Consider the following 21,179-nt stretch of genomic DNA (forward strand, 5'->3'; position numbering starts at 1 on the left):
TAAAGAAGATAAAAAAGCTATGACGAAGACAGTACGCAGTATTTGAAAGCTTTCAGAGAGCCGGTGGTCGGTGCGAACCGGTGCGAGTAGGAACTGACAGAAAATCACTTCTGAGCTGCGAAATCGAAATGACAGTAGATTTTGACGTGTATCCCGGCGTTAACGGGGAGCGTATTCAACCGGGATGTTGTATGACAGCTCTTGGCGCGTATGTGTAAACAGGTGGTATAACGAGAGTACATTAATGGCCTCGTCCTTTTTACAAAAAAGGACGAGGTCTTATTTATTTGAAAGAGAGGAGTTTTCAAATGTATAACAAAGTTGAAACAGACATGAACTTTGTCGGCAGAGAAAAGAAGATTGAAGAGTTCTGGAAAAAAGAAGACATTTTCAAAAAAAGTGTAGATACCAGAAGCAAGGGTGAAATGTATATGTTCTATGACGGCCCTCCGACAGCTAACGGAAAGCCTCATATCGGACACGTTCTTACACGTGCTATCAAGGATATGATTCCCAGATACCGCACAATGAAGGGTTATACAGTTCCTCGTAAGGCAGGCTGGGACACACACGGTCTTCCTGTTGAGCTTGAAGTTGAGAAACTCCTTAATCTTGATGGAAAAGAGCAGATTGAAGAATACGGAATGGAGCCTTTCATCCAGAAATGTAAGGAATCCGTATGGAAATATAAGGGAATGTGGGAGGATTTCTCCGGCACAGTAGGTTTCTGGGCTGATATGGAGCACCCCTACATCACATATGATGACAATTTCATCGAGTCCGAGTGGTGGGCTCTTAACGAGATCTGGAAAAAAGGTCTTCTTTACAAGGGCTTCAAGGTAGTTCCTTACTGTCCTCGTTGCGGAACACCTCTTTCATCACACGAGGTTGCTCAGGGCTATAAGCTTTTGAAAGAGCGTACAGCGGTAGTTCGTTTCAAGGTAAAGGATGAGGATGCTTATTTCCTTGCATGGACAACAACACCTTGGACACTTCCTTCAAATATCGGTCTTTGCGTTAACCCTGATGAGAAATATATCAAGGTTAAGGCTGTTGACGGCAATGTATATTATCTTGCCGAGGCACTTGCAGATAAGGTGCTTGGCTCTCTTGTAAAAGAAGAAGGTCAGAAGGCGTACGAAGTTCTCGAAACATACGTAGGAACAGACCTTGAGTACAAAGAGTATGAGCCTTTGTATCAGTGTGCGGCTGATGAAGCTCAGAAACAGCATAAGAAAGCATTCTTTATCTATTGTGATACATATGTAACCATGTCAGACGGTACAGGTATCGTACATATCGCTCCTGCATTCGGTGAAGACGACGCTCGTGTCGGACGTAAGTATGACGCTCCTCTTGTACAGATGGTAGATTCAGAGGGTAAATTAAGACCCGAGACACCTTTTGGCGGAATGAGATGTAAGCCTACTCAGAAAGAAATGGATGAGGGCGCTGTAAGTGCGGATCCCGAGGTATTAAAAGATCTTGATAAGAGAGGTCTTTTGTTCGCTGCACCTAAGATGGAGCACGATTATCCTCACTGCTGGAGATGTGGAACACCCCTTCTTTACTATGCTCGTTCATCTTGGTTCATCAAGGTTACAGAAGTTAAGGACGACCTTATCCGCAACAACAAAGAGATCAACTGGATTCCTGAGTCAATCGGTAAGGGACGTTTCGGTGACTGGCTTGAGAATATTCAGGACTGGGGTATCTCACGTGACAGATATTGGGGAACACCTCTTAATATCTGGGAGTGTGATGACTGCGGACACCAGCTTTCAGTTGGTTCAAGAAAAGAGCTCGCTGAGCTTTCCGGAGATCCTTCAGCTGAGACTACAGAACTTCACAGACCTTATATTGATAAATTTGAGATTACTTGTCCTAAGTGCGGCAAGAAAATGCACCGTGTAAAAGAAGTTATCGACTGCTGGTTCGATTCAGGAGCAATGCCTTTCGCTCAGCTCCACTATCCATTTGAGAACAAGGAACTCTTTGAGAAGCAATTCCCTGCTCAGTTCATTTCGGAAGCTGTCGATCAGACAAGAGGATGGTTCTATTCACTTCATGCTGAGGCAACACTTCTTTTCAACAAGCCTGCGTTTAAGAACGTTATAGTTCTCGGACTTGTACAGGATGAAAATGGACAGAAGATGAGTAAGTCCAAGGGTAATGCGGTAGATCCTTTCGATGCACTTGCAAAATACGGTGCAGATGCGATCAGATGGTATTTCTATGTAAACAGCGCACCTTGGCTTCCCAGCCGTTTCTCAGGTGATGCCGTACAGGAAGGACAGCGTAAGTTCCTTGGAACACTTTGGAATACATATGCATTCTTCGTTCTTTATGCAAATATTGACGGATTCGATGCAGCTAATTACAAGCTTGAGCCCGATAAGCTTACTGTAATGGATAAATGGCTTCTTTCAAAGCTCAACAGCTGTGTGAAAGCAGTTGATGAGAACCTTGAAAACTATAGAATTCCTGAAGCAGGAAAGGCACTTGATAACTTTGTCGACGAGATGTCCAACTGGTATGTTCGTCGTAGCAGAGAGCGTTTCTGGGCAAAGGGAATGGAACAGGATAAGATTTCTGCTTACATGACTCTTTACACTGCACTTGTAACAATCTGCAAGGCTGCAGCACCGATGGTTCCTTTCATGACTGAGGAAATCTATCAGAATCTTGTAAGAAACAGCTTCGCTGATGCTCCGGAGAGTATCCATCTTTGCGACTTCCCTGCTGTAGATGAGTCATTCATCGATCAGAAGCTTGAGAAGGATATGGAGGAAGTTCTTGATATCGTAGTTCTCGGACGTGCGGCAAGAAATGCTGCAAATATCAAGAACCGTCAGCCTATTGGAACAATGTATGTTAAGGCAGAAGAGACTGTTGGCGAGTTCTACAAAGAGATAATCAGAGAAGAGCTCAATGTTAAGGAAGTATCTTTCACAGATGATGTAAGAGACTTTACAAGCTACAGCTTCAAGCCTCAGCTTAAGACACTCGGACCTAAGTACGGCAAGAACATCGGAGCTATCAAGGCTTATCTTGAGAAGCTTGACGGAAATGCCACAATGGACGAGCTTAATACAAACGGTAGCATCAAATTCAATGTAAATGATGTTGATGTAGAGCTTGTTAAGGAAGATCTTCTTATCGAGATCGCGCAGAAGGAAGGCTTCATTTCACAGGAGAACTGGGGAATTACTGTTGTTCTTGATACAAACCTCTCAGAAGAACTTATCAAAGAGGGATTTGTACTTGAAGTCATCAGTAAGATCCAGACAATGCGTAAGGATTCCGGATTCGAAGTTATGGATCATATTAAGGTATCACTTAACGGAAATGACAAGCTTGCAGCAATCGTTAAGGATAACAACGACAGCATCGCAACAAAGGTTCTCGCTAATGAGATCGTATTCGGTACAGACGTTGCCAATGCAAAAGAATGGGATATCAACGGCGAGAAGGTTACTATCGGCGTAGAGAAAGTCTGATATATTATTGTTAAAATGTATAGCCTTAGGGAAACAAGATTTCTCTAAGGCTATTTTTGTGCCTTTATATGAGTGGAATAATAGTCGGTTTTGCGGTAAAATATTAACGTAACAGTCTCGGTAGGAAAAATATCATCGCAATATTTTTTTAGGAGGCAGCATGAAGAAGAAAACATTACCTTTTGACAAAGAATTGTTTGTGCGAAGCGTGTTGTATAATGTGAAGACTCTTTACAGGAAAACAATGGAAGAGGCTACACCGCAGGAAATATATCAGGCTTCGGCGTATGCAATAAAAGATGCCATTATAGATCACTGGATGACCACTCAGAAAGCTGCAGCCGAGCAGGATCCCAAGATTGTGTATTACATGTCCATGGAATTTCTCATGGGTAGGGCATTTGGGAACAATCTTATAAATCTTCAGGCTTATAAAGCGGTAAAAGAGGCTTTGGATGAGCTTGGAATAGACGTTAATGTCGTAGAGGACCAGGAACCCGATCCCGCGCTTGGAAACGGTGGTCTTGGAAGACTTGCGGCATGTTTCCTCGATTCTTTGGCAACTCTTGGGTATATGGCTTACGGTTGCGGAATCCGCTATAAGTACGGAATGTTCAAGCAGACAATCCGCGACGGATATCAGGTCGAAGTGCCGGACGCGTGGCTTGAAAACGGCAATCCTTTTGAACTTAGAAGAAATGAATATGCCAAAGAGGTTAAGTTTGGCGGTTATGTGAATGTATATACGGATGACAGCGGAAGAACTATCTTTAAGCAGGAGGGATACCAGGTTGTTAGGGCTATTCCGTACGATCTGCCAATTCTCGGATACGGAAACGGAATGGTAAATACCTTGAGAATATGGGATGCGGAGCCGATACAGTGCTTCCAGCTTGATTCTTTTGATAAGGGCGATTATCAGAAAGCTGTAGAGCAGGAGAACCTTGCAAGCCAGCTTTGCGAAGTTCTTTACCCGAACGACAATCATATCGCGGGAAAAGAGCTCAGATTAAAACAGCAGTATTTCTTTATATCCGCATCGGTGCAGACTGCGCTTAAGAGATACCTAAAGGATCATGACAATATCAAGAAATTCTACACAAAAGCAGTATTCCAGCTTAACGATACACATCCGACTGTTGCGGTTGCCGAACTTATGCGTCTTCTTATGGACGAGTATTATCTCACCTGGGATGAGGCGTGGGAAGTAACTGTTAAGACATGTTGCTATACGAACCACACCATAATGTCAGAAGCGCTGGAAAAATGGCCGGTTGATTTGTTCCAGAGACTTTTGCCCAGAATATATCAGATTGTTGATGAGATAAACAGAAGATTTGTGGATCAGATAATGAGACAGTACACAAATTCTCCGGGAATGGATGTTCAGTCCAAGATAAGGAGCATGGCAATTCTCTATGACAATCAGGTAAAAATGGCGCACCTTGCGATTGTCGGAGGACATTCTGTAAACGGCGTTGCTCAGCTTCATACCGAGATTCTTAAGAAGAGAGAGCTTAAGGATTTCTATGAGATGATGCCTGAGAAGTTTAATAATAAAACAAACGGAATTACTCAGAGAAGGTTCCTTCTTCACGCGAACCCTCTTTTGGCCGATTGGATCACAGCGAAGATAGGAGACGGCTGGGTAACAGATCTTTCTCAGATGGATAAGCTAAAGAGTTATGTGGATGATAAGAAGGCTCAGGCTGAGTTCATGGAGATCAAGCATAAGAATAAAGAGCGCCTGGCAAAATATATTCTTGAGCATAACAATATTGAAGTCGATCCCAACTCAATTTTTGATGTTCAGGTAAAAAGACTTCATGAATATAAGAGACAGCTCCTTAATATTCTGCAGGTTATGTATAAGTATCATGACATCAAGAGCCATCCGAATAAAGACTTTTATCCAAAGACATATATCTTCGGAGCAAAGGCCGCTGCGGGGTACTTAACTGCTAAGCTAACAATTAAGTTAATTAATTCAGTGGCGGATGTCATCAACAAAGATGCTTCTATCGGAGGCAAGATAAAGGTTGTATTTATCGAGGATTACAGGGTATCAAACGCTGAACTTATCTTTGCGGCAGCGGATGTTTCCGAGCAGATCTCGACAGCAAGTAAAGAAGCTTCCGGAACAGGAAACATGAAGATGATGCTCAATGGAGCCGTTACACTTGGAACCATGGATGGTGCCAATGTCGAGATCGTAAATGAAGTGGGTGAAGAGAATGCCTTTATTTTCGGCCTTTCTTCTCAGGAAGTAATGGACTATGAGAAAAACGGCGGCTATAATCCCATGGACATTTACAATAATAATCCTAACGTAAAGACTGTCCTTAATATGCTGGTTGACGGAACGTTCTCAAAGAATAAAGAGCTCTTTAGACCGCTTTATAACTGCCTTCTTAATACAAATAATTCTTCGAAGGCCGACCAATACTTTATTTTGAAGGATTTCGAGGCATACCTTGAGGCGCAGAGAAGAATATCGGAAGCATATGCCGATAAGAAGCGCTGGGCAAGGATGGCTCTTTTGAACACCGCATGCTGCGGAAAGTTTTCATCTGACAGAACTATTCAGGAGTATGTAGACGAAGTTTGGAAGCTTGATAAAGTTGAACTTCCCGTAAAGTAAAAAAGGAATAAGTGCTATAAACAGTGGGTTTCCGGAGAGTTGACCGATTCTTCGGGAACCCATTTTGACGCATTTTTGAGAAATTGTCTTTTGTGATATAATACTGTAAAATTATATGTACGCTTGTTTTTTATTTTGATAGTTATCAGATAAAAAGTATTGGGCGTATGGAGGAACAGATGGCAAAGAATTTACCCGATGAGCTTGCGGACATGGGCAAAGATATTTTGCGAGATGTCTCAATAGCGATTGAAAAGAATGACTACAGTAAGCTTGCTTCCGACATAGCAAATACGGTAAAGGCGGTTACTGTCACATCTATAGACAGAAAAACAACTTATGCGAGCGGAAGACAGAATAGACCCGGCGGACAGAAATATGGGTATAACTATGAGCGAAAGACCGGCTATGTACCTTATACACAGGCCAAACCGTTAAAGCAGATACCTTTTTTAATGAAAAGAGTTTCCAGATATAACGGAACCGGTTCGATATTATTTGGAAGTATCGGTACGGTATGCCTGATGCCGGTGTCACTTGCCGTGTTACTTGCCGCAGGTGCGCATCCTGTTGCTGTACTTCCGGCTTTTCTTTTATTATTTTGTGTTTATCAGGTTTTTAAAGGGGCCAAAAAGCTTAGTCTCACCAAGAAATTTTATGAATACGGACAACTCGTCGGAGATGTGGAGTATTTTGAGATAAGTAAACTTGCTGCAAAGTTGCTTAAGACAGATAAAGAGGTTGTCAGGGAACTTAAAGAGATGATAAAAGCAGGGTTCCTTCCCAGAGCCAGATTTGATGCCAAAGAGAAAAATCTGATGATCACCGATAATGCATATAATCTCTACATCGGTGCAGAACAGGACAAACTCGAAAGAGAAAAGAGAGCACTTGAAAAAGATGCGGCAAAGAAAGCAGACCTTGAAGGCATGACGTCTGAAGTCAGAAGTATTCTGGAAGAAGGCGATGACTATATTAAATTTGTAAGAAAGATAAATGATGTTATTCCCGATACCGAGGAGATGTCCGATAAGTTGTATCGTTTGGAAGAAATCATGAACAGGATTTTTGCTCAGGTTAAAAAAGACAACCAGAGCGCGGACGATCTTCACAAATTGATGAATTATTATCTTCCTACCACCAGAAAACTTCTTTCTGCTTATGTTGAACTTGATAAGCAACCTGATGCCGGGGAGAATATAGTTCAGACCAAGAAAGAAATAAGCCAGGCAATGGATACCATAAATATGGCATTTGAGAAACTTCTTGATAGTATGTTCCAGGATATGGCATGGGATATTTCTTCGGATATTTCAGTTATGAAAACAATGATGGCACAGGACGGATTGACCGAGAGTGGTGTTGCCATGCAGATGAAAGAGTAATTAGGGTAATGATTTTAAGGAGGATTTATGAGCGAAGAATTTAATTTCGATGCAGCACCTGCTGCACCTACTTTGTCTTTTGGCGCGGAAGAAGCACAGGCTACGCAGGAAGAACCCAAAGAAAACGCTAAGGATAACGGAAATGTAGCTATGGAAGCGCAGCTTTCAGCCGAAGAACTCAAGCAGGTTGAAGAATTCAGCAAGCAGATAGATATTTCGAATTCATCGGGAATTATGAATTACGGCGTTGGAACGCAGAAGAAACTTGCAGATTTTTCCGAGAAAGCGCTTGATAACGTAAAAACTAAGGATATGGGCGAAGTCGGCGGAATGATTACCGACCTTGTTACACAGCTCAAGGACTTTGAGATAGCTGAAGATGAGAAGGGACTTAAAGCGTTGTTTAAAAGAGGCGCCAACAAGTTCGAAGCAATCAAGGCTAAATACAGCAAAGTTGAGACAAACGTTCAGACCATAAGTAACGAGCTTGAGAAGCATCAGGTTACACTTATGAAAGATGTTGAGATTCTCGACAGAATGTATGAGCTCAATCTCAATTATTTCAAAGAACTCTCTATGTATATTCTTGCTGGAAAGAAGAAACTTGAAGAAGAGAGAAACACTACACTTGTAGATCTTCAGAAAAAAGCAGCAGAATCGGGACTTCCCGAAGATGCTGAAAAAGCGAAGGATTTTGCAAGTCTTTGCGATAGATTTGAGAAAAAGATCTACGATCTTGAACTTACAAGGACAATTGCAATGCAGACAGGTCCTCAGATCAGAATGGTACAGAGTTCAAATACCGTTATGGCTGAGAAAATCCAGTCAACCATCGTAAATACAATCCCTCTTTGGAAGAATCAGATGGTAATCGCAATCGGTATAGAGCATTCAACACAGGCTGCAAAGGCTGAAAGAGAAGTTAACGATATGACGAACAAGCTTTTAAAGAAGAATGCTGATGCACTTAAGGTTGCTACAATTGAGAGCGCGAAAGAAGCCGAACGCGGAATCGTGGATATTGATACATTAAAACATACAAACGAATCTCTTATTTCTACACTCGATGAGGTTCTTAAAATTCAAACAGAAGGAAAAGAAAAGCGTCGAGAAGCCGAAGCTGAGCTTACACAAATTGAAAATCAGTTAAAAGATAAACTACTTCAGGCAGCTAAAAATTAGTCGAAATTTAGATTAACGTTATTCCGCAAAATATAAAAAACAGAAAAGCATCTTTTCAGATTTTTATCAAACAGATCTGAAAAGATGCTTTTTTGATTCGCAAGGATTATATTAGTCGTTGAAAATGTTTAACCTGATGGCGATTAAAATAATTTTTCTAATGCTAATATTAATGAAAAGGAGTCAAAATTGAATGAGTTTCTTCCTATTAATATAGTGTTTTAAAAACATATTATTTTGCAATCAATTAAGTGGCATTAATCTTATGAGCAGAAGCATGTTTTTTATCGGTTGTCACATCACATCCGAGAAGCTTAAGAATTGTTAGTCTGCTAAGTGAGTTAAGATTATCTGCTATAGGAATTAATGAATTAATCTTCTTTTCAATCTCGGGAGCACTAAGAAATAATTTTGTCTTGTACATGTCGATCAGGAGTTTATAGGTTGCAGTGATATCCGATCTGGTTTTTACGGCAAACTCAAGAACTTTGGCAGAGTCTTCGTAGCGGCCTGCATCGTAAAGTGCTTTGCCCCAGTTTTGAAGTGCGCGAACAAGAGCGGTATAGTTTTGATCGTAGAGCGAAAGCTCAGTAATATTGGCGGTTCCGTACTCCAGCTTTAGATCGGTGTTGGTGATTCCCGTGAGATTGACAATCTTTTCATCCTTCAATGCGAGCACATTTTGTTCAGAATTTTCAAGTTCTTTGTTGCTTCCGGATGTTCCGAACGGAAGAACGTCTACGGGAATGCAGATATAATCGAGATTTTCGAGACTTTTTCTTCTGACATTGTTGGATTTTCGTTCTTTTTCCCAGAAGCTCATCTCGCGAGCCTCTTCTTTTCTGCTAACTCGACGCATGCTAACATTAAAAAAAAATGCGACAATAATAATACTTGCTAAAAAGGGAAATTTCATCTATAATTACCTTCCATAAACACATTTGATAGTTTTTCACGTACAATTTTAGCACAAAATAACGCTTATAGGACAAATTAGGACAAAAGGAAAGTAGGAAGTGGAAGTATTATGAAGAGATTTTTTTGCGGACTCGCTCTTTCGGTACTTACTTTAGCAGCTATTCCGGTGGAACAGGTTTCGGCTGCAAGCAACACGATAGCAAAGGGCGTAATGATTGGGGACATCGATGCGTCTGGGATGACGATCGAAGAAGCTAAGGAGGCTGTTGCCAGCAAGGTAAAAGAAGTAGTTGATGGTGAATTGATTCTCACAGGTGGAAACGGAAAAAAGATTCCGGTTAAGGGCTCAGATTTGGGAATATCATGGGGAAACCCTGATGTTGTCAAGGATGCGTATGCTGTTGGACACGAAGGCAACGTAGTAGAGAGATACAAAGAAGGCAAGGATGTTGAAGAGAATGCCGTTAAGTTCGATATCGATTATGGTATTGATGACGAAGCCCTTACAACGATAATCCGTAAATGTAATACGGAATTCAATGAAAATCTGGAAAAGATAGACCTTGAGAAGGAAAAAGAGAAAGAAGAAAAAGCTAAAAAGGTCAACAAGGATAAGAGAGAACAGGCTCGTAAGGAAGGTGAAGGCGATAAGCAGACATCAGGAATGACAGCATACATCGTAAATTCTGATGAATCCAAAGCAATCATTAAGGACTTTATTGCCAATTCATGGACTCCTGAAAACAATGAGGTTGAGCTTGCAGTAAAGACTGTTGATGCTTTCAAAAATTTAGATGAATTGCAGAAGATGAGTGATGTTCTCGGAACATACACTACAGGATACAGAGATTCAGGTGCCGCAAGAAGTGCGAATATTGAAAATGCGTGCGCCCGTTTGGATGGAATCAGACTTGAGCCCGGACAGGAGCTTTCAGTTCTTGATACAATCACACCATTCAGTGAGGAAAATGGTTATTATCCGGCCGGTTCATACTTGAACGGTCTTGTTGTTGAGAGTATCGGTGGTGGTATCTGTCAGGTATCATCAACTCTTTATAACGCAGTTCTTTTGGCAGAACTTGACGTTACAGAGAGACACAATCATTCAATGATCGTGTCTTACGTTGAGCCTTCTGCAGATGCTGCTATTGCGCAGTCAGGCGGTAAGGATTTCAAGTTTAGAAACAATACAGATTCGCCTATTTACATTGAGGCTGTCTGCACACCTGATAAGCATGTCACATTTACAATTTATGGACATGACAACAGACCTGCAGGAAGAAAAGTTACATACAAGAGCATTATTCTTGATAAGACTCCTGCTTCAGAAGACAAGTACATGACAGATCCTTCACAGGCACTTGGCTATGTTGGAATGCAGTCTGCACACCTTGGATATAAGTCTCAGCTTTGCAAGGTTGTTGAGGAAGATGGTGTTGAATCTGCAACTAAGATAATCAATACAAGCACATACAACATGGTTCCCAGAATCATCATGGTTGGAACAAAGGGTGCAACACAGGCAGATATTGATGAGCTTAAGTTAGCAATGGAGTCTAAAGAAATTAAGACTGTACGTAATGTTGCACAGGAGCTTGGTAAGAAGAAGTCTGTAACAGCAAGCGTAAGTACAGAGTCAGATTCTGATAAAAAGAAGACTGCTACTACAGAATCAGAGCTTGATGGTGCAGAAGCAAGAAATGATAAGCCTGTAGCTGAAGGAACGAAAAAGAAAAAGAGCGTATTAAGCGAAGGCTAAAAAACTGATCAATACTCGGAGAAGGCATGAAGATAGGCAAAATTTCAGAGAATACTCTTAAGAGATCCGTGTTGAAATTGATAAAAACAGAACATAGAAAAGAGACTAGCGCAGCTGTAGGGACAGACTGCGCTTTTTCTGAGTCTGAGAAGGTTTACTCCGCAGTATGTCCGGTTACTGAAAATGTCGCATGTGCAGGTTATTATGCGGCTATGAAAGCAATCGGTAATATTGTCATTCATGGAATCGAGCCTTCACATGTGACAGTGTCAATTCTTCTTCCCGCGGAGACTGAGGAAAAACAGTTAAAAGCAATCGTAAGGGACATAATAGCGGCATGCAATGAATATGGAGTTACCTATGCGGGTGGACACACAGAGGTGACAAGTGCAGTTACAAGACCTGTTATAACAGCAAACTGCGTAGGAACTACGAAGGATGCCGGTTTTGATATAGGCAAGAATGACAATCTTAAAGATGGTCTGGCACTTGTTATTACAAAGTGGATAGGGCTTGAAGGAACAGCAATGTTGGCGCAGCAGGGACATGATGAGCTCTGCGTCAAATACCCGGATCCATTTATCAGAGATGCGATTGATTTTAAAAATTATCTTAGCGTCGCGAAAGAGGCTGCAGTCGCCATTAAGTCCGGCGCAGTTGCTGTTACCGATATTTCGAACGGGGGAGTATACGCCTCACTTTGGGATATCGCAGAGCGTGCTGGAACCGGACTTTGCGTGGATTTAAAAAGTATTCCGATACGACAGGAAACGGTAGAAATCTGCGAGTTTTATGAGATTAATCCATATCAGCTTTTGTCGGGAGGTGCACTTCTTTTTGCGTGTGAAGATGGTGACAGACTGGTCGCAGAGCTGGAAAAAGAGGGAATACCCGCGAAAGTTGTCGGATATTTAAAAAGTGGAAACGACAAGATTATCACAAATGCAGATGAATCGAGGTTTCTGGATATGCCGGGATGCGATATGATACATAAAATACTGGGATAAATGCTCAGAAACCGATTTTTGTAGTATTATATATATCGGGATGAATAACAGGAGGATGGAGATAAGTTATGAGCATCAGAGAAGAAATTTTAACGATTATTGAGAAAAACAGCCGTATAGATGTTAAGGAACTTAGCGTTCTTATCGGTTCAGAAGAAATAACAGTCGCAAATGAGCTTAAAGCCCTTGAGGACGAAGGTGTAATTTGCGGTTATCATACAATGGTTGACTGGTCAAAGACAAGCATTGATAAGGTGAATGCCCTTATAGAAGTTAAGGTTACACCTCAGAGAGGCCTTGGTTTTGATAGCATCGCTGAGAGAATATACAAATATCCCGAAGTTAAGAGTGTCTATCTCATGAGCGGAGGTTTTGACCTTATGGTAATTCTTGAAGGCAAAACTCTGCAGGAAGTGGCGGGCTTTGTAAACAATAAGCTTGCTACACTTGATACTGTGCTCAGTACCGCGACACACTTTATTCTCAAGAAATACAAGGATCACGGAACAATACTGACCAGAAAGTATGAAGACACAAGGGAGAAGATAACACCATGAGAAATCCGATAGGTAAGAAGATTGTTGATATAAAGCCCTCGGGCATCAGAAAGTTTTTTGACATTGTTCAGGAAACAGAAGGGGCAATATCACTGGGGGTGGGAGAGCCTGATTTTGATACACCCTGGCATATAAGAGATGAGGGCATCTATTCACTGGAGAAGGGAAGAACATTCTATACTTCCAACTCCGGATTAAAGGAGCTTAGGACGGAAATTTCTGAGTATATCAAGAGAACTCAGGGAGTGACCTATGATCCGATAAAAGAGATTTTTGTAACGGTAGGTGGATCTGAAGCAATCGACCTTGCACTTAGAGCAATGATAGATCCGGGAGATGAGGTTCTTATTCCTCAGCCCAGCTATGTTTCATACGAGCCCTGCGCAATACTTGCCGATGCAAAGCCTGTTATAATAGAGCTTAAGGAAGAAAATGAGTTCAGACTTACAGCGGAAGAAGTTCTTGAGAAGGTAACGGATAAGACCAAGATTCTGGTGCTTCCATTCCCAAATAACCCGACAGGTGCGGTTATGGAAAAAGAGGATCTTGAAAAGATCGCAGAAGTTGTAAGAGAAAAAGATCTTTATATCATTTCCGACGAAATATACGGAGAACTTACATACAAGGGAAAGCATGTATCTATTGTTTCACTTCCCGGAATGAAAGAGAGAACTATTTTGATAAACGGTTTCTCTAAGGCATATGCCATGACCGGTTGGAGACTTGGATACGCTTGCGGACCTGAAGAAATCATGGCGCAGATGGTCAAGATTCATCAGTTCGCAATCATGTGTGCTCCGACAACCAGCCAGTATGCTGCTGTAGAGGCACTCAAAAACGGCGATGATGATGTTAAGATGATGCGTGAGCAGTACAACCACAGAAGAAGATATCTTCTTAACGAGTTTAAGCGCATCGGACTTCCTTGTTTTGAGCCATATGGAGCATTTTATGTGTTCCCTTGCATTAAGAAATTTGGAATGACAAGTGATGACTTCTGTACGAGACTACTCAAAGAAGAGAAGCTTGCGGTTGTTCCCGGAACAGCTTTTGGTGACTGCGGAGAAGGATATATCAGAATATCATATGCATATTCGCTGGAGAATCTTAAGGCTGCAATGGAGAGACTTGAAAACTTTATATCAAGATTATAAAAAAATACCCCGAAGGAAGGTTCCTTCGGGGTTTTGCTCTATCATGATCAGATATCTAATTTCGAATCATAAAGATTTGTTTCAAATAACTTGTTGTATCCCTGCCAACCGGGCTCTGTTATGTTGTTCAGGATTTCTGTGAATGTCTCCATCTTGGCGTCGGTATTATCTGCAAGGTTGAGCGCTACAGCCTCGATAATTGAAGGCTTCTTGGGTGAACCGTACTCGTATTCCCCGTGGTGAGCAAGAATGCAGTGTATGATCTCCTGCTTTAAGAGAGTGGGGAAGCCATTAATGTTTTTCACCTTATCGTTTATCATCTCGGCACCGATAACGATATGTCCAAGGAACTGACCTTCATCCGTGTAATCGTTTGTGGGGAAAAGGCTAAGCTCTCTTGTTTTACCGATATCGTGGCACATTGCTGCAGTAAGGAGCAGGTCCCTTTTAAGAACGGGATAAGACTTGCAGTAGTAATCGCAAAGTTTTGTTACGCTGAGAGTGTGCTCCAAAAGTCCGCCGATAAAGCCGTGGTGAACAGTTTTTGCTGCGCTTGATTTGCGGAACTTGTTTATAAAATTCTCGTCCTGTACAAAGAATTCTTCCAGGAGCTTCTTGAGATAAGGATTTTCAATGGTTCCGATTATTCCGAGTAGTTCTTTGTACATTACGTCGTTGTCTTTAGATGATACGGGAAGGTACAGCGCGGGATCGTACTCGCCTTCGTGGCATTTTCTTGCACGTTTAACGTTGATCTGAATTGCGCCGTTAAAACTTGTTACTTCGCCGAAAATATCAAGATAGTCTGCGTCGTCGAAGTCGTCGATTCCTTCACTGTTGGGCTCCCAGATCTTGGCATCCACGGTGCCTGTTTTGTCCTGAAGAGTAACGGAGAAATACTCTTTTCCGTTTTTCGTGGTGGCACTTAACTTGTGTTTACACATGTAGATATCTGCTATTCTGTCGCCGGGTCTTAAGTCTTTTAAAAATTTCATTGAAAGCCTCTTTCTAAAAATTAATCGTGAGTTGCGCTTTCAAGCGTAACCTGCGTTTTAATCTCTGTATAACCTTTGGTTGATTGTCTCATTACAGTAACTGATATTATATCATCCGGGGCGCAATCAGCAAGCTTTTTCACAAAAGCGTCAAAAGAGATAATGTCTTCGTTGTTGAGCTTTGTTATGATGTCGCCGCTCTGGATCAGAGCTTTTCTTGCAGGTGAAGATTCTTCCGTGGAAGTAACATAGGCTCCCTGCGGCATGTTCATTTCATCACGTATTGCAGCAGGAATATTTTTGCCATAGACTCCGAAATAAGCGCGAGGTTTCTTGTTGGAAAGGTCCTCTATGAGGTTTCTCAACTCGGTTATTGCTATCGCAGATATGTGATTTTCCAAAACTTTGCGATTTTTCTTGTTCTCTTCACTGTTGTGAGTCATATCGATGATACCGAGAAGCTTACCGTTTAAATCAATAATGGCGCCTGTGCTGTCGCTGTTTCCGGGCATATCGGTTGTAATTATCTTATAATTTGAGTCTGCCAGATAAAGTGGAGACTTATCAGAAGTTATCAGTCCGATAGAAACAGATCTTTGAATACCTGTGGGGCTTCCAATCGCAATAACAGGGACTGCAGTCAGATTGGTGAAATTGGTATTTGCAAAATCTGCAGTTTTTATCGTTTCCTTGGTGGATTCTTGCATGGATGAGAGTTTGACGCTGATAACGCACAGTTTCGTTACGTTGTCGGTTAGGCACATCTCAGCATCAGCCATGGATTCATCACTAAATGTTACTCTGATGTTCTTGGCATTTTTTACTGCAGATGACGGAACAAGGATAAAAAGAGCCGTTCCGTTGTCCGCAACGATAACTCCCGATGCACCGTTGTTCTCAAAAGAGTCGCTGAACCAGTCGGTGTTGTTGGAAACGCCGGTTACTCTTACAATGCTTCCGGATGCTTCATCTGCTACGCCTTTAAGAGAAGACGTCATTATTTTTGCAAAGTCAGATCCGTTTAAAGCGTAAGAAGCAATAGCCTCTTCCAGCTGGTTTTTCTGATTTTCTTCATTGATCTGAGCCTCATTTTCAGCAATTTCATTATCGTCTGCAAACATTTCTTCGGGAGTCAGCTCGTCACTGGCGGATTCCTCCGGGAGCGTGATCGGCTCGGGCTGGCTTTCGGGATATAGTTTGTCACTCAAAAGAGGTTGTAGCAGAAGAAATGTAAGACACGAAACAAGTCCGAATACGACTGCCATTGAAGCAGTTATTATCGTTCTTTGTATAAGTTTCTTTCTGTTTATGGGGCGCTGTTTTATCTTTTCGCTTATAAACGAGGTATCTTTTTTGTTTTCGTCCTGATCATTAAAAGGCATATCATTTCCTCCGTTTTACTCTCCAATTATATCCGCTTTTACGGCTGAATACTAGTAGGGCACTAAGGACACTAGCCACAGGGTCTTATAAATGATAAACTGTAATTTGGATAATTGTGTAAAAGATGTGGTATTAAGGACTATAGGATGAATCAGAAAGCACTTCACGTACTCGAGTACGATAAAATAACAGAGAAACTTACGGAACATGCAAGCTCAGAACCCGGAAAGAAGCTTTGCAGGGAGCTTGAGCCGTCGTCTGATATAAAAGAGATCAGAAAAAATCTACAGAAGACAAAAGACGGAATCGACAGGATATTCAAAAAAGGTTCGGTTTCTTTTGGAGATAACAAGGATTTTACAGGTGTTCTCAAGGCACTCAAGATCGGAAGCTCTTTGGACGCGGCCAATCTTCTCAAGGTAGCGGCTTTTTTGGATAACGTAAACAGGGTAAAGTCATACGGAAGACCGCAGAGAGACGGCGAATCAAGAGATTCTCTTTCAGAGAGCTTTGAACTTTTGGAGCCGCTTACTTTTGTTGCGCAGGAAATCAGAAGGTGCATTGTTTCGGAAGATGAGATAAGTTCCGATGCGAGCCCTGCGCTCAAGCATATCAGACGCGATATTATGCTTACCAACGACAGGATACATGAGCAGCTCGGCAGGATGATTAACGGATCCATGAGGACATATCTTCAGGATGCGGTCGTTACCATGCGTGGAGACAGATATTGTATTCCTGTTAAGGCGGAGTATAAGTCACAGATAAACGGACTTGTTCACGACCAGTCGTCTTCGGGATCGACTCTTTTTATCGAGCCTGCGGCAGTGGTTGAGCTCAACAACAAGTTAAAAGAGCTTATGCTTCATGAAAGTGCTGAGATTGATAAGATTCTTGCTGAACTTAGCGTAAAAGTTTCGGAGCATGTAAATGATATCAGATATAACTCTGAGATAATGACGGATCTTGATTTTGTTTTTGCCAAGGCATCTTATGCGCTTGAGATCAATGCGATTCCGCCTGTGTTCAACGACCGTCACTATTTTGATATTAGGAAGGGCAGACATCCTCTTATCGACAAGAACAAGGTTGTTCCGATAGATGTTTATGCCGGAAAAGACTTTGGAATGCTCATAATCACGGGCCCCAATACCGGTGGTAAGACTGTAACGCTTAAGACAGTAGGTCTTTTGACCATAATGGGACAGGCGGGACTTGCGATACCGGCAGGTGACAGGTCTGAGCTTTCGGTGTTCGATGAAGTGTATGCGGATATTGGAGACGAGCAGAGTATTGAGCAGTCTCTTTCAACGTTCTCATCACATATGACAAATACAGTTTCGATCCTCAAAAACGCAGACGAGAATTCGCTGTGTCTTTTTGATGAGCTTGGTGCGGGAACGGATCCCACTGAGGGAGCGGCTCTTGCCATTTCGATACTTAACGATCTTCATAAGAGAAATATCAGGACGCTTGCAACGACGCACTATAGTGAGCTTAAAGTTTATGCGCTCAATACTGAGGGCGTGCAGAATGCAAGCTGCGAGTTTGATGTGGAGTCACTTAAGCCCACATACAGGCTTCTTATCGGTATTCCCGGAAAGAGTAACGCTTTTGCAATCTCTTCTAAGCTTGGTCTTTCGGAAGAAATTATCGATGCGGCAAAAGAGCAGATAAGCACTGAGGATAAAAAGTTTGAGGATCTTCTTGCGGATCTTGAAATGAGCAGAAAGACGATCGAGTCCGAGAGGCTTGAGATCGCAGAATACAAAAAAGAGGTTGAAGAGCTCAAGAAGCGCCTTGAAGAGAAATCTGACAAGCTTGATAAGCAGCGCGATGACATTATCAGGGAAGCTAACGAGCAGGCAAGGGATATTCTGCAGGAAGCCAAGAATGTTGCGGATGAGACTATAAGAGTATTTAGAAAAGCCGGTCCCGGAGCGTCAATGCAGGATCTTGAGAGAGCCAGAACCGGTGTAGGTCAGAAGATTTCTGACAAGAATAAAGTGATATCTGCAAAAAAAGAGAAGGCAAAAGAGACACATCCTATCCTTAAAGAATCACAACTTAAGCTCGGTGAATCCGTAAAGATAGTATCCATGGGGCTTAAAGGCACAATAAGCTCAAAGCCTGATAAGGATGGAAATCTCTATGTGCAGTGTGGAATTATGCGTACTAAGGCAAACATCAGAGATCTTGTTCTCATAAAAGAGGATGATGGAAAGGCTGCAATGAAGAAATTTTACGGAAGATCTTCGGGAAGCGGTAAGATGGATCTTTCGCGCGCAGCAAGCATAAAAACAGAGGTGAATCTTATCGGCAAGAACAGTGATGATGCGATCGCCGCTCTTGATAAATATCTGGACGATGCATATATGTCACATCTTAACAATGTGAGAGTCGTGCACGGAAAAGGCGCGGGAATTTTAAGACAGGCAGTTCATGCTCATCTTAAGTCGGTTCCGTATGTTAAATCTTTTAAATTGGGAGAATTCGGCGAGGGAGATGCAGGAGTTACCGTAGTTACGTTTATAAAGTGAGGGAAATAATAAGACATGGTTAGTAAACAGAAAATTCTGATAGTTGATGATGATAATAATATTGCGGAGCTTATTTCGTTGTATCTTGTAAAAGAGTGTTTTGAAACAAGGATATGCAACGACGGTGAGTCTGCGATAAATGCTTTTGACAGTTTCAAGCCCAATCTGGTGCTTCTTGACCTGATGCTTCCGGGAATTGACGGATATCAGGTGTGCAGAGAGCTCAGGGCAACTTCGCAGGTTCCGATAATCATGCTTTCCGCAAAAGGAGAGGTTTTTGATAAGGTTCTGGGACTTGAGATGGGTGCGGACGACTATATGGAAAAGCCGTTTGATTCAAAAGAACTTGTCGCAAGAGTTAAGGCGGTTCTTAGAAGATACAAACCGCAGACTCAGGAGACCACAGAGTCGGACGACAAGGTTGTGAGATATCCTAACCTTGAGATCAATATGACCAATTATTCTGTGACATACATGGGAGAAAGAGTCGATATGCCGCCGAAGGAAATGGAACTTTTGTATTTCCTTGCCGCTTCGCCGAACCATGTTTTTACAAGAGAGCAGCTTCTTGATCAGATCTGGGGATATGAGTACGTCGGTGACACAAGAACGGTTGACGTGCATATCAAAAGACTCAGAGAGAAGATAAATGACCATGATAACTGGAGAATAGCAACGATCTGGGGAATCGGTTACAAATTTGAGGTGCAACAGTAAATGAAACGGACACTTTATTTAAAGTTTCTTTTAGCATATTTGCTGTTTGGTATTTTCGGATTTATTGTTGTGGCGACATTTGTGTACAGCATGACTTTTGAGCGTTTGAGGCGTGATAAGGCCGACAACATGTACCGCGTCGCAACGCAGATAGCAAATACATACGCGGCGGATCTTTATACAAATATGGCTTCGCTTGAGACGGTTCATCAGCAGCTGGTGTCTTTGTCCATGTACATGGATAAATCTGTAATCTGGATAGTTAACCCTTCGGGAAGACTTGTGCTTGATTCTTCAAGGGTTTTTAAGCAGAACGAGGAAATTGCGATAAAGGACTTTGATCCGACGGTTATCGGAAATTCTTATTACACGATAGGAGATTTCTGGGGACAGTTGAGCGAGGAAAACTTAAGCGTTTTTGCTCCGATAACGGCTAACTGGAAGGTTCAGGCGTATGTTGTTATTCATGAACCTTTGTCGGAAATAAAGGCGTCGGCGAATGCGTTTCTTGATATTTCGTATCTGATGCTGCTTGTGTTATTTCTTTTGTCCCTGATAATCCTTATCTTCTTCACTGAGCTTGTGTATATGCCGCTTAGGAAGATCACGACCGCGACCGAGCAGTACGCGGTGGGAAATATGAGCTACGAGTTCTCTGTTGAGTCAGAGGATGAGATGGGATATCTTGCGGCTTCGCTTTCATATATGGCGGGTGAGATAGCAAGGCAGGAGGACGATCAGAGGAAATTCATCGCCAATGTTTCGCATGATTTCAGATCGCCGCTTACGTCCATAAAAGGGTATCTTGTTGCAATGCAGGACGGAACGATACCGCCTGAGATGCATGACAGATATCTGGGAATAGTTATCAACGAAACGGACAGACTTACCAAGCTCACAAACGAGATGCTTACTCTTAACAATCTGAATACAACGGGGATGCTTCTTGATAAGAGCGATTTTGACATAAACAGCATTATCAGGACGGTTGCGGAGTCTTTCGAAGGAACATGCCTTAACAAGAATATCGCGATCAATCTGGTGCTCACAGATGACAAGATGCTTGTAAGTGCGGATATGAGCAAGATACAGCAGGTTCTTTACAATCTTGTTGATAACGCGATCAAGTTCAGCAATAAGAATTCTGCGATCAAGATCGAGACTACAGAGAAGCACAGCAAGGTATTTGTTTCCGTAAAAGACAGCGGAATAGGAATCCCGAAGGACGATCAGAAGCTTATTTTCGACAGATTCTACAAATCGGATCTTTCGAGAGGTAAGGATAAGAAGGGCACGGGCCTTGGCCTTGCCATTGTAAAAGAGATAATCAAAGCACACGAAGAAAATATAAATGTCATCAGTACAGAGGGCGTCGGAACGGAATTTATCTTTTCCCTTCCGAAGGCAAAATCCATGGATGCGGATGACGAGGAGTAATAGA

The 21,179-nt window shown here is 42.1% G+C and carries 14 protein-coding genes and 1 other annotated feature; of the genes, 11 read left to right on the forward strand and 3 right to left on the reverse strand.

Annotated elements, in window-relative coordinates; all coding sequences use genetic code 11:
• Window positions 1-10 precede the first annotated feature (10 nt).
• Window positions 11-261 (forward strand) — a binding site (T-box leader).
• A gap of 47 nt (window positions 262-308) precedes the next feature.
• The 4 genes from ileS (at window position 309) to CD00_RS0113075 (ending at window position 8,708) form a co-directional block, all read left to right on the forward strand.
• Window positions 309-3,500 (forward strand): isoleucine--tRNA ligase, encoded by a 3,192-nt coding sequence (gene ileS / locus CD00_RS0113060; RefSeq protein WP_026656374.1) that lies wholly within the window; start codon window positions 309-311, stop codon window positions 3,498-3,500.
• 160 nt (window positions 3,501-3,660) lie between these two features.
• Window positions 3,661-6,141: a glycogen/starch/alpha-glucan phosphorylase gene (locus tag CD00_RS0113065; RefSeq protein WP_026656375.1), complete on the forward strand. Its 2,481-nt coding sequence runs from the start codon at window positions 3,661-3,663 to the stop codon at window positions 6,139-6,141.
• A 179-nt stretch (window positions 6,142-6,320) separates the two neighbouring features.
• Complete coding sequence (locus CD00_RS19475; RefSeq protein ID WP_051199097.1) at window positions 6,321-7,526, forward strand: 5-bromo-4-chloroindolyl phosphate hydrolysis family protein; 1,206 nt, start codon at window positions 6,321-6,323, stop codon at window positions 7,524-7,526.
• 27 nt (window positions 7,527-7,553) lie between these two features.
• Window positions 7,554-8,708, forward strand: coding sequence for a toxic anion resistance protein (locus tag CD00_RS0113075; RefSeq protein WP_026656376.1), 1,155 nt, complete (start codon window positions 7,554-7,556; stop codon window positions 8,706-8,708).
• A gap of 247 nt (window positions 8,709-8,955) precedes the next feature.
• On the opposite strand, the gene CD00_RS0113080 is transcribed toward CD00_RS0113075, so the two are convergent.
• A complete protein-coding gene (locus CD00_RS0113080; protein WP_196803735.1) occupies window positions 8,956-9,567 on the reverse strand; it encodes a hypothetical protein in 612 nt (203 codons plus the stop codon).
• Between the two features lie 168 nt (window positions 9,568-9,735).
• On the opposite strand from CD00_RS0113080, the gene CD00_RS0113085 reads away from it, so the two are divergent.
• From CD00_RS0113085 to CD00_RS0113100, 4 genes are all read left to right on the forward strand, one after another.
• Window positions 9,736-11,385 (forward strand): VanW family protein, encoded by a 1,650-nt coding sequence (locus tag CD00_RS0113085; RefSeq protein WP_026656378.1) that lies wholly within the window; start codon window positions 9,736-9,738, stop codon window positions 11,383-11,385.
• A gap of 26 nt (window positions 11,386-11,411) precedes the next feature.
• Complete coding sequence (locus CD00_RS0113090) at window positions 11,412-12,392, forward strand: AIR synthase-related protein (protein ID WP_026656379.1); 981 nt, start codon at window positions 11,412-11,414, stop codon at window positions 12,390-12,392.
• A 74-nt stretch (window positions 12,393-12,466) separates the two neighbouring features.
• Complete coding sequence (locus tag CD00_RS0113095) at window positions 12,467-12,949, forward strand: Lrp/AsnC family transcriptional regulator (RefSeq protein ID WP_026656380.1); 483 nt, start codon at window positions 12,467-12,469, stop codon at window positions 12,947-12,949.
• A complete protein-coding gene (locus CD00_RS0113100; RefSeq protein WP_026656381.1) occupies window positions 12,946-14,103 on the forward strand; it encodes a pyridoxal phosphate-dependent aminotransferase in 1,158 nt (385 codons plus the stop codon). The genes CD00_RS0113095 and CD00_RS0113100 overlap by 4 nt, the downstream gene beginning before the upstream one ends.
• Window positions 14,104-14,150: 47 nt before the next feature.
• Here CD00_RS0113100 and CD00_RS0113105 read toward each other — a convergent pair whose 3' ends face one another.
• Window positions 14,151-15,098 (reverse strand): 3'-5' exoribonuclease YhaM family protein, encoded by a 948-nt coding sequence (locus CD00_RS0113105; protein WP_026656382.1) that lies wholly within the window; start codon window positions 15,096-15,098, stop codon window positions 14,151-14,153.
• Window positions 15,099-15,118: 20 nt separating this feature from the next.
• Window positions 15,119-16,480, reverse strand: a complete 1,362-nt coding sequence (locus tag CD00_RS18395) for a S1C family serine protease (RefSeq protein ID WP_051594199.1) — start codon at window positions 16,478-16,480, stop codon at window positions 15,119-15,121.
• Between the two features lie 147 nt (window positions 16,481-16,627).
• On the opposite strand from CD00_RS18395, the gene CD00_RS0113115 reads away from it, so the two are divergent.
• Genes CD00_RS0113115 through CD00_RS0113125 form a run of 3 tightly spaced genes read left to right on the forward strand, consistent with a single transcriptional unit; the run spans window position 16,628 to window position 21,175 of the window.
• On the forward strand, window positions 16,628-19,021 hold the full coding sequence (locus CD00_RS0113115) for an endonuclease MutS2 (RefSeq protein WP_026656383.1): 2,394 nt from the start codon (window positions 16,628-16,630) through the stop codon (window positions 19,019-19,021).
• 15 nt (window positions 19,022-19,036) lie between these two features.
• A complete protein-coding gene (locus tag CD00_RS0113120; protein WP_026656384.1) occupies window positions 19,037-19,738 on the forward strand; it encodes a response regulator transcription factor in 702 nt (233 codons plus the stop codon).
• Window positions 19,739-21,175: a sensor histidine kinase gene (locus CD00_RS0113125; RefSeq protein ID WP_026656385.1), complete on the forward strand. Its 1,437-nt coding sequence runs from the start codon at window positions 19,739-19,741 to the stop codon at window positions 21,173-21,175.
• The last annotated feature ends 4 nt before the right edge of the window (window positions 21,176-21,179 follow it).

The organism is Butyrivibrio sp. AE3003 (assembly GCF_000686065.1).
In the GTDB taxonomy this organism is placed as follows: Bacteria; Bacillota; Clostridia; order Lachnospirales; family Lachnospiraceae; genus Butyrivibrio; species Butyrivibrio hungatei_A.

Coding starts and splice junctions, on each gene's coding strand:
- CD00_RS0113100 (WP_026656381.1), top strand. CDS start 12,946: ATGAGAAATCCGATAGGTAAGAAGATTGTTGATATAAAGCCCTCGGGC.
- CD00_RS0113115 (WP_026656383.1), top strand. CDS start 16,628: ATGAATCAGAAAGCACTTCACGTACTCGAGTACGATAAAATAACAGAG.
- CD00_RS0113080 (WP_196803735.1), bottom strand. CDS start 9,567: ATGCGTCGAGTTAGCAGAAAAGAAGAGGCTCGCGAGATGAGCTTCTGG.
- CD00_RS0113075 (WP_026656376.1), top strand. CDS start 7,554: ATGAGCGAAGAATTTAATTTCGATGCAGCACCTGCTGCACCTACTTTG.
- CD00_RS0113105 (WP_026656382.1), bottom strand. CDS start 15,098: ATGAAATTTTTAAAAGACTTAAGACCCGGCGACAGAATAGCAGATATC.
- CD00_RS0113085 (WP_026656378.1), top strand. CDS start 9,736: ATGAAGAGATTTTTTTGCGGACTCGCTCTTTCGGTACTTACTTTAGCA.
- CD00_RS0113125 (WP_026656385.1), top strand. CDS start 19,739: ATGAAACGGACACTTTATTTAAAGTTTCTTTTAGCATATTTGCTGTTT.
- CD00_RS0113065 (WP_026656375.1), top strand. CDS start 3,661: ATGAAGAAGAAAACATTACCTTTTGACAAAGAATTGTTTGTGCGAAGC.
- CD00_RS19475 (WP_051199097.1), top strand. CDS start 6,321: ATGGCAAAGAATTTACCCGATGAGCTTGCGGACATGGGCAAAGATATT.
- CD00_RS0113120 (WP_026656384.1), top strand. CDS start 19,037: ATGGTTAGTAAACAGAAAATTCTGATAGTTGATGATGATAATAATATT.
- CD00_RS0113090 (WP_026656379.1), top strand. CDS start 11,412: ATGAAGATAGGCAAAATTTCAGAGAATACTCTTAAGAGATCCGTGTTG.
- ileS (WP_026656374.1), top strand. CDS start 309: ATGTATAACAAAGTTGAAACAGACATGAACTTTGTCGGCAGAGAAAAG.
- CD00_RS18395 (WP_051594199.1), bottom strand. CDS start 16,480: ATGCCTTTTAATGATCAGGACGAAAACAAAAAAGATACCTCGTTTATA.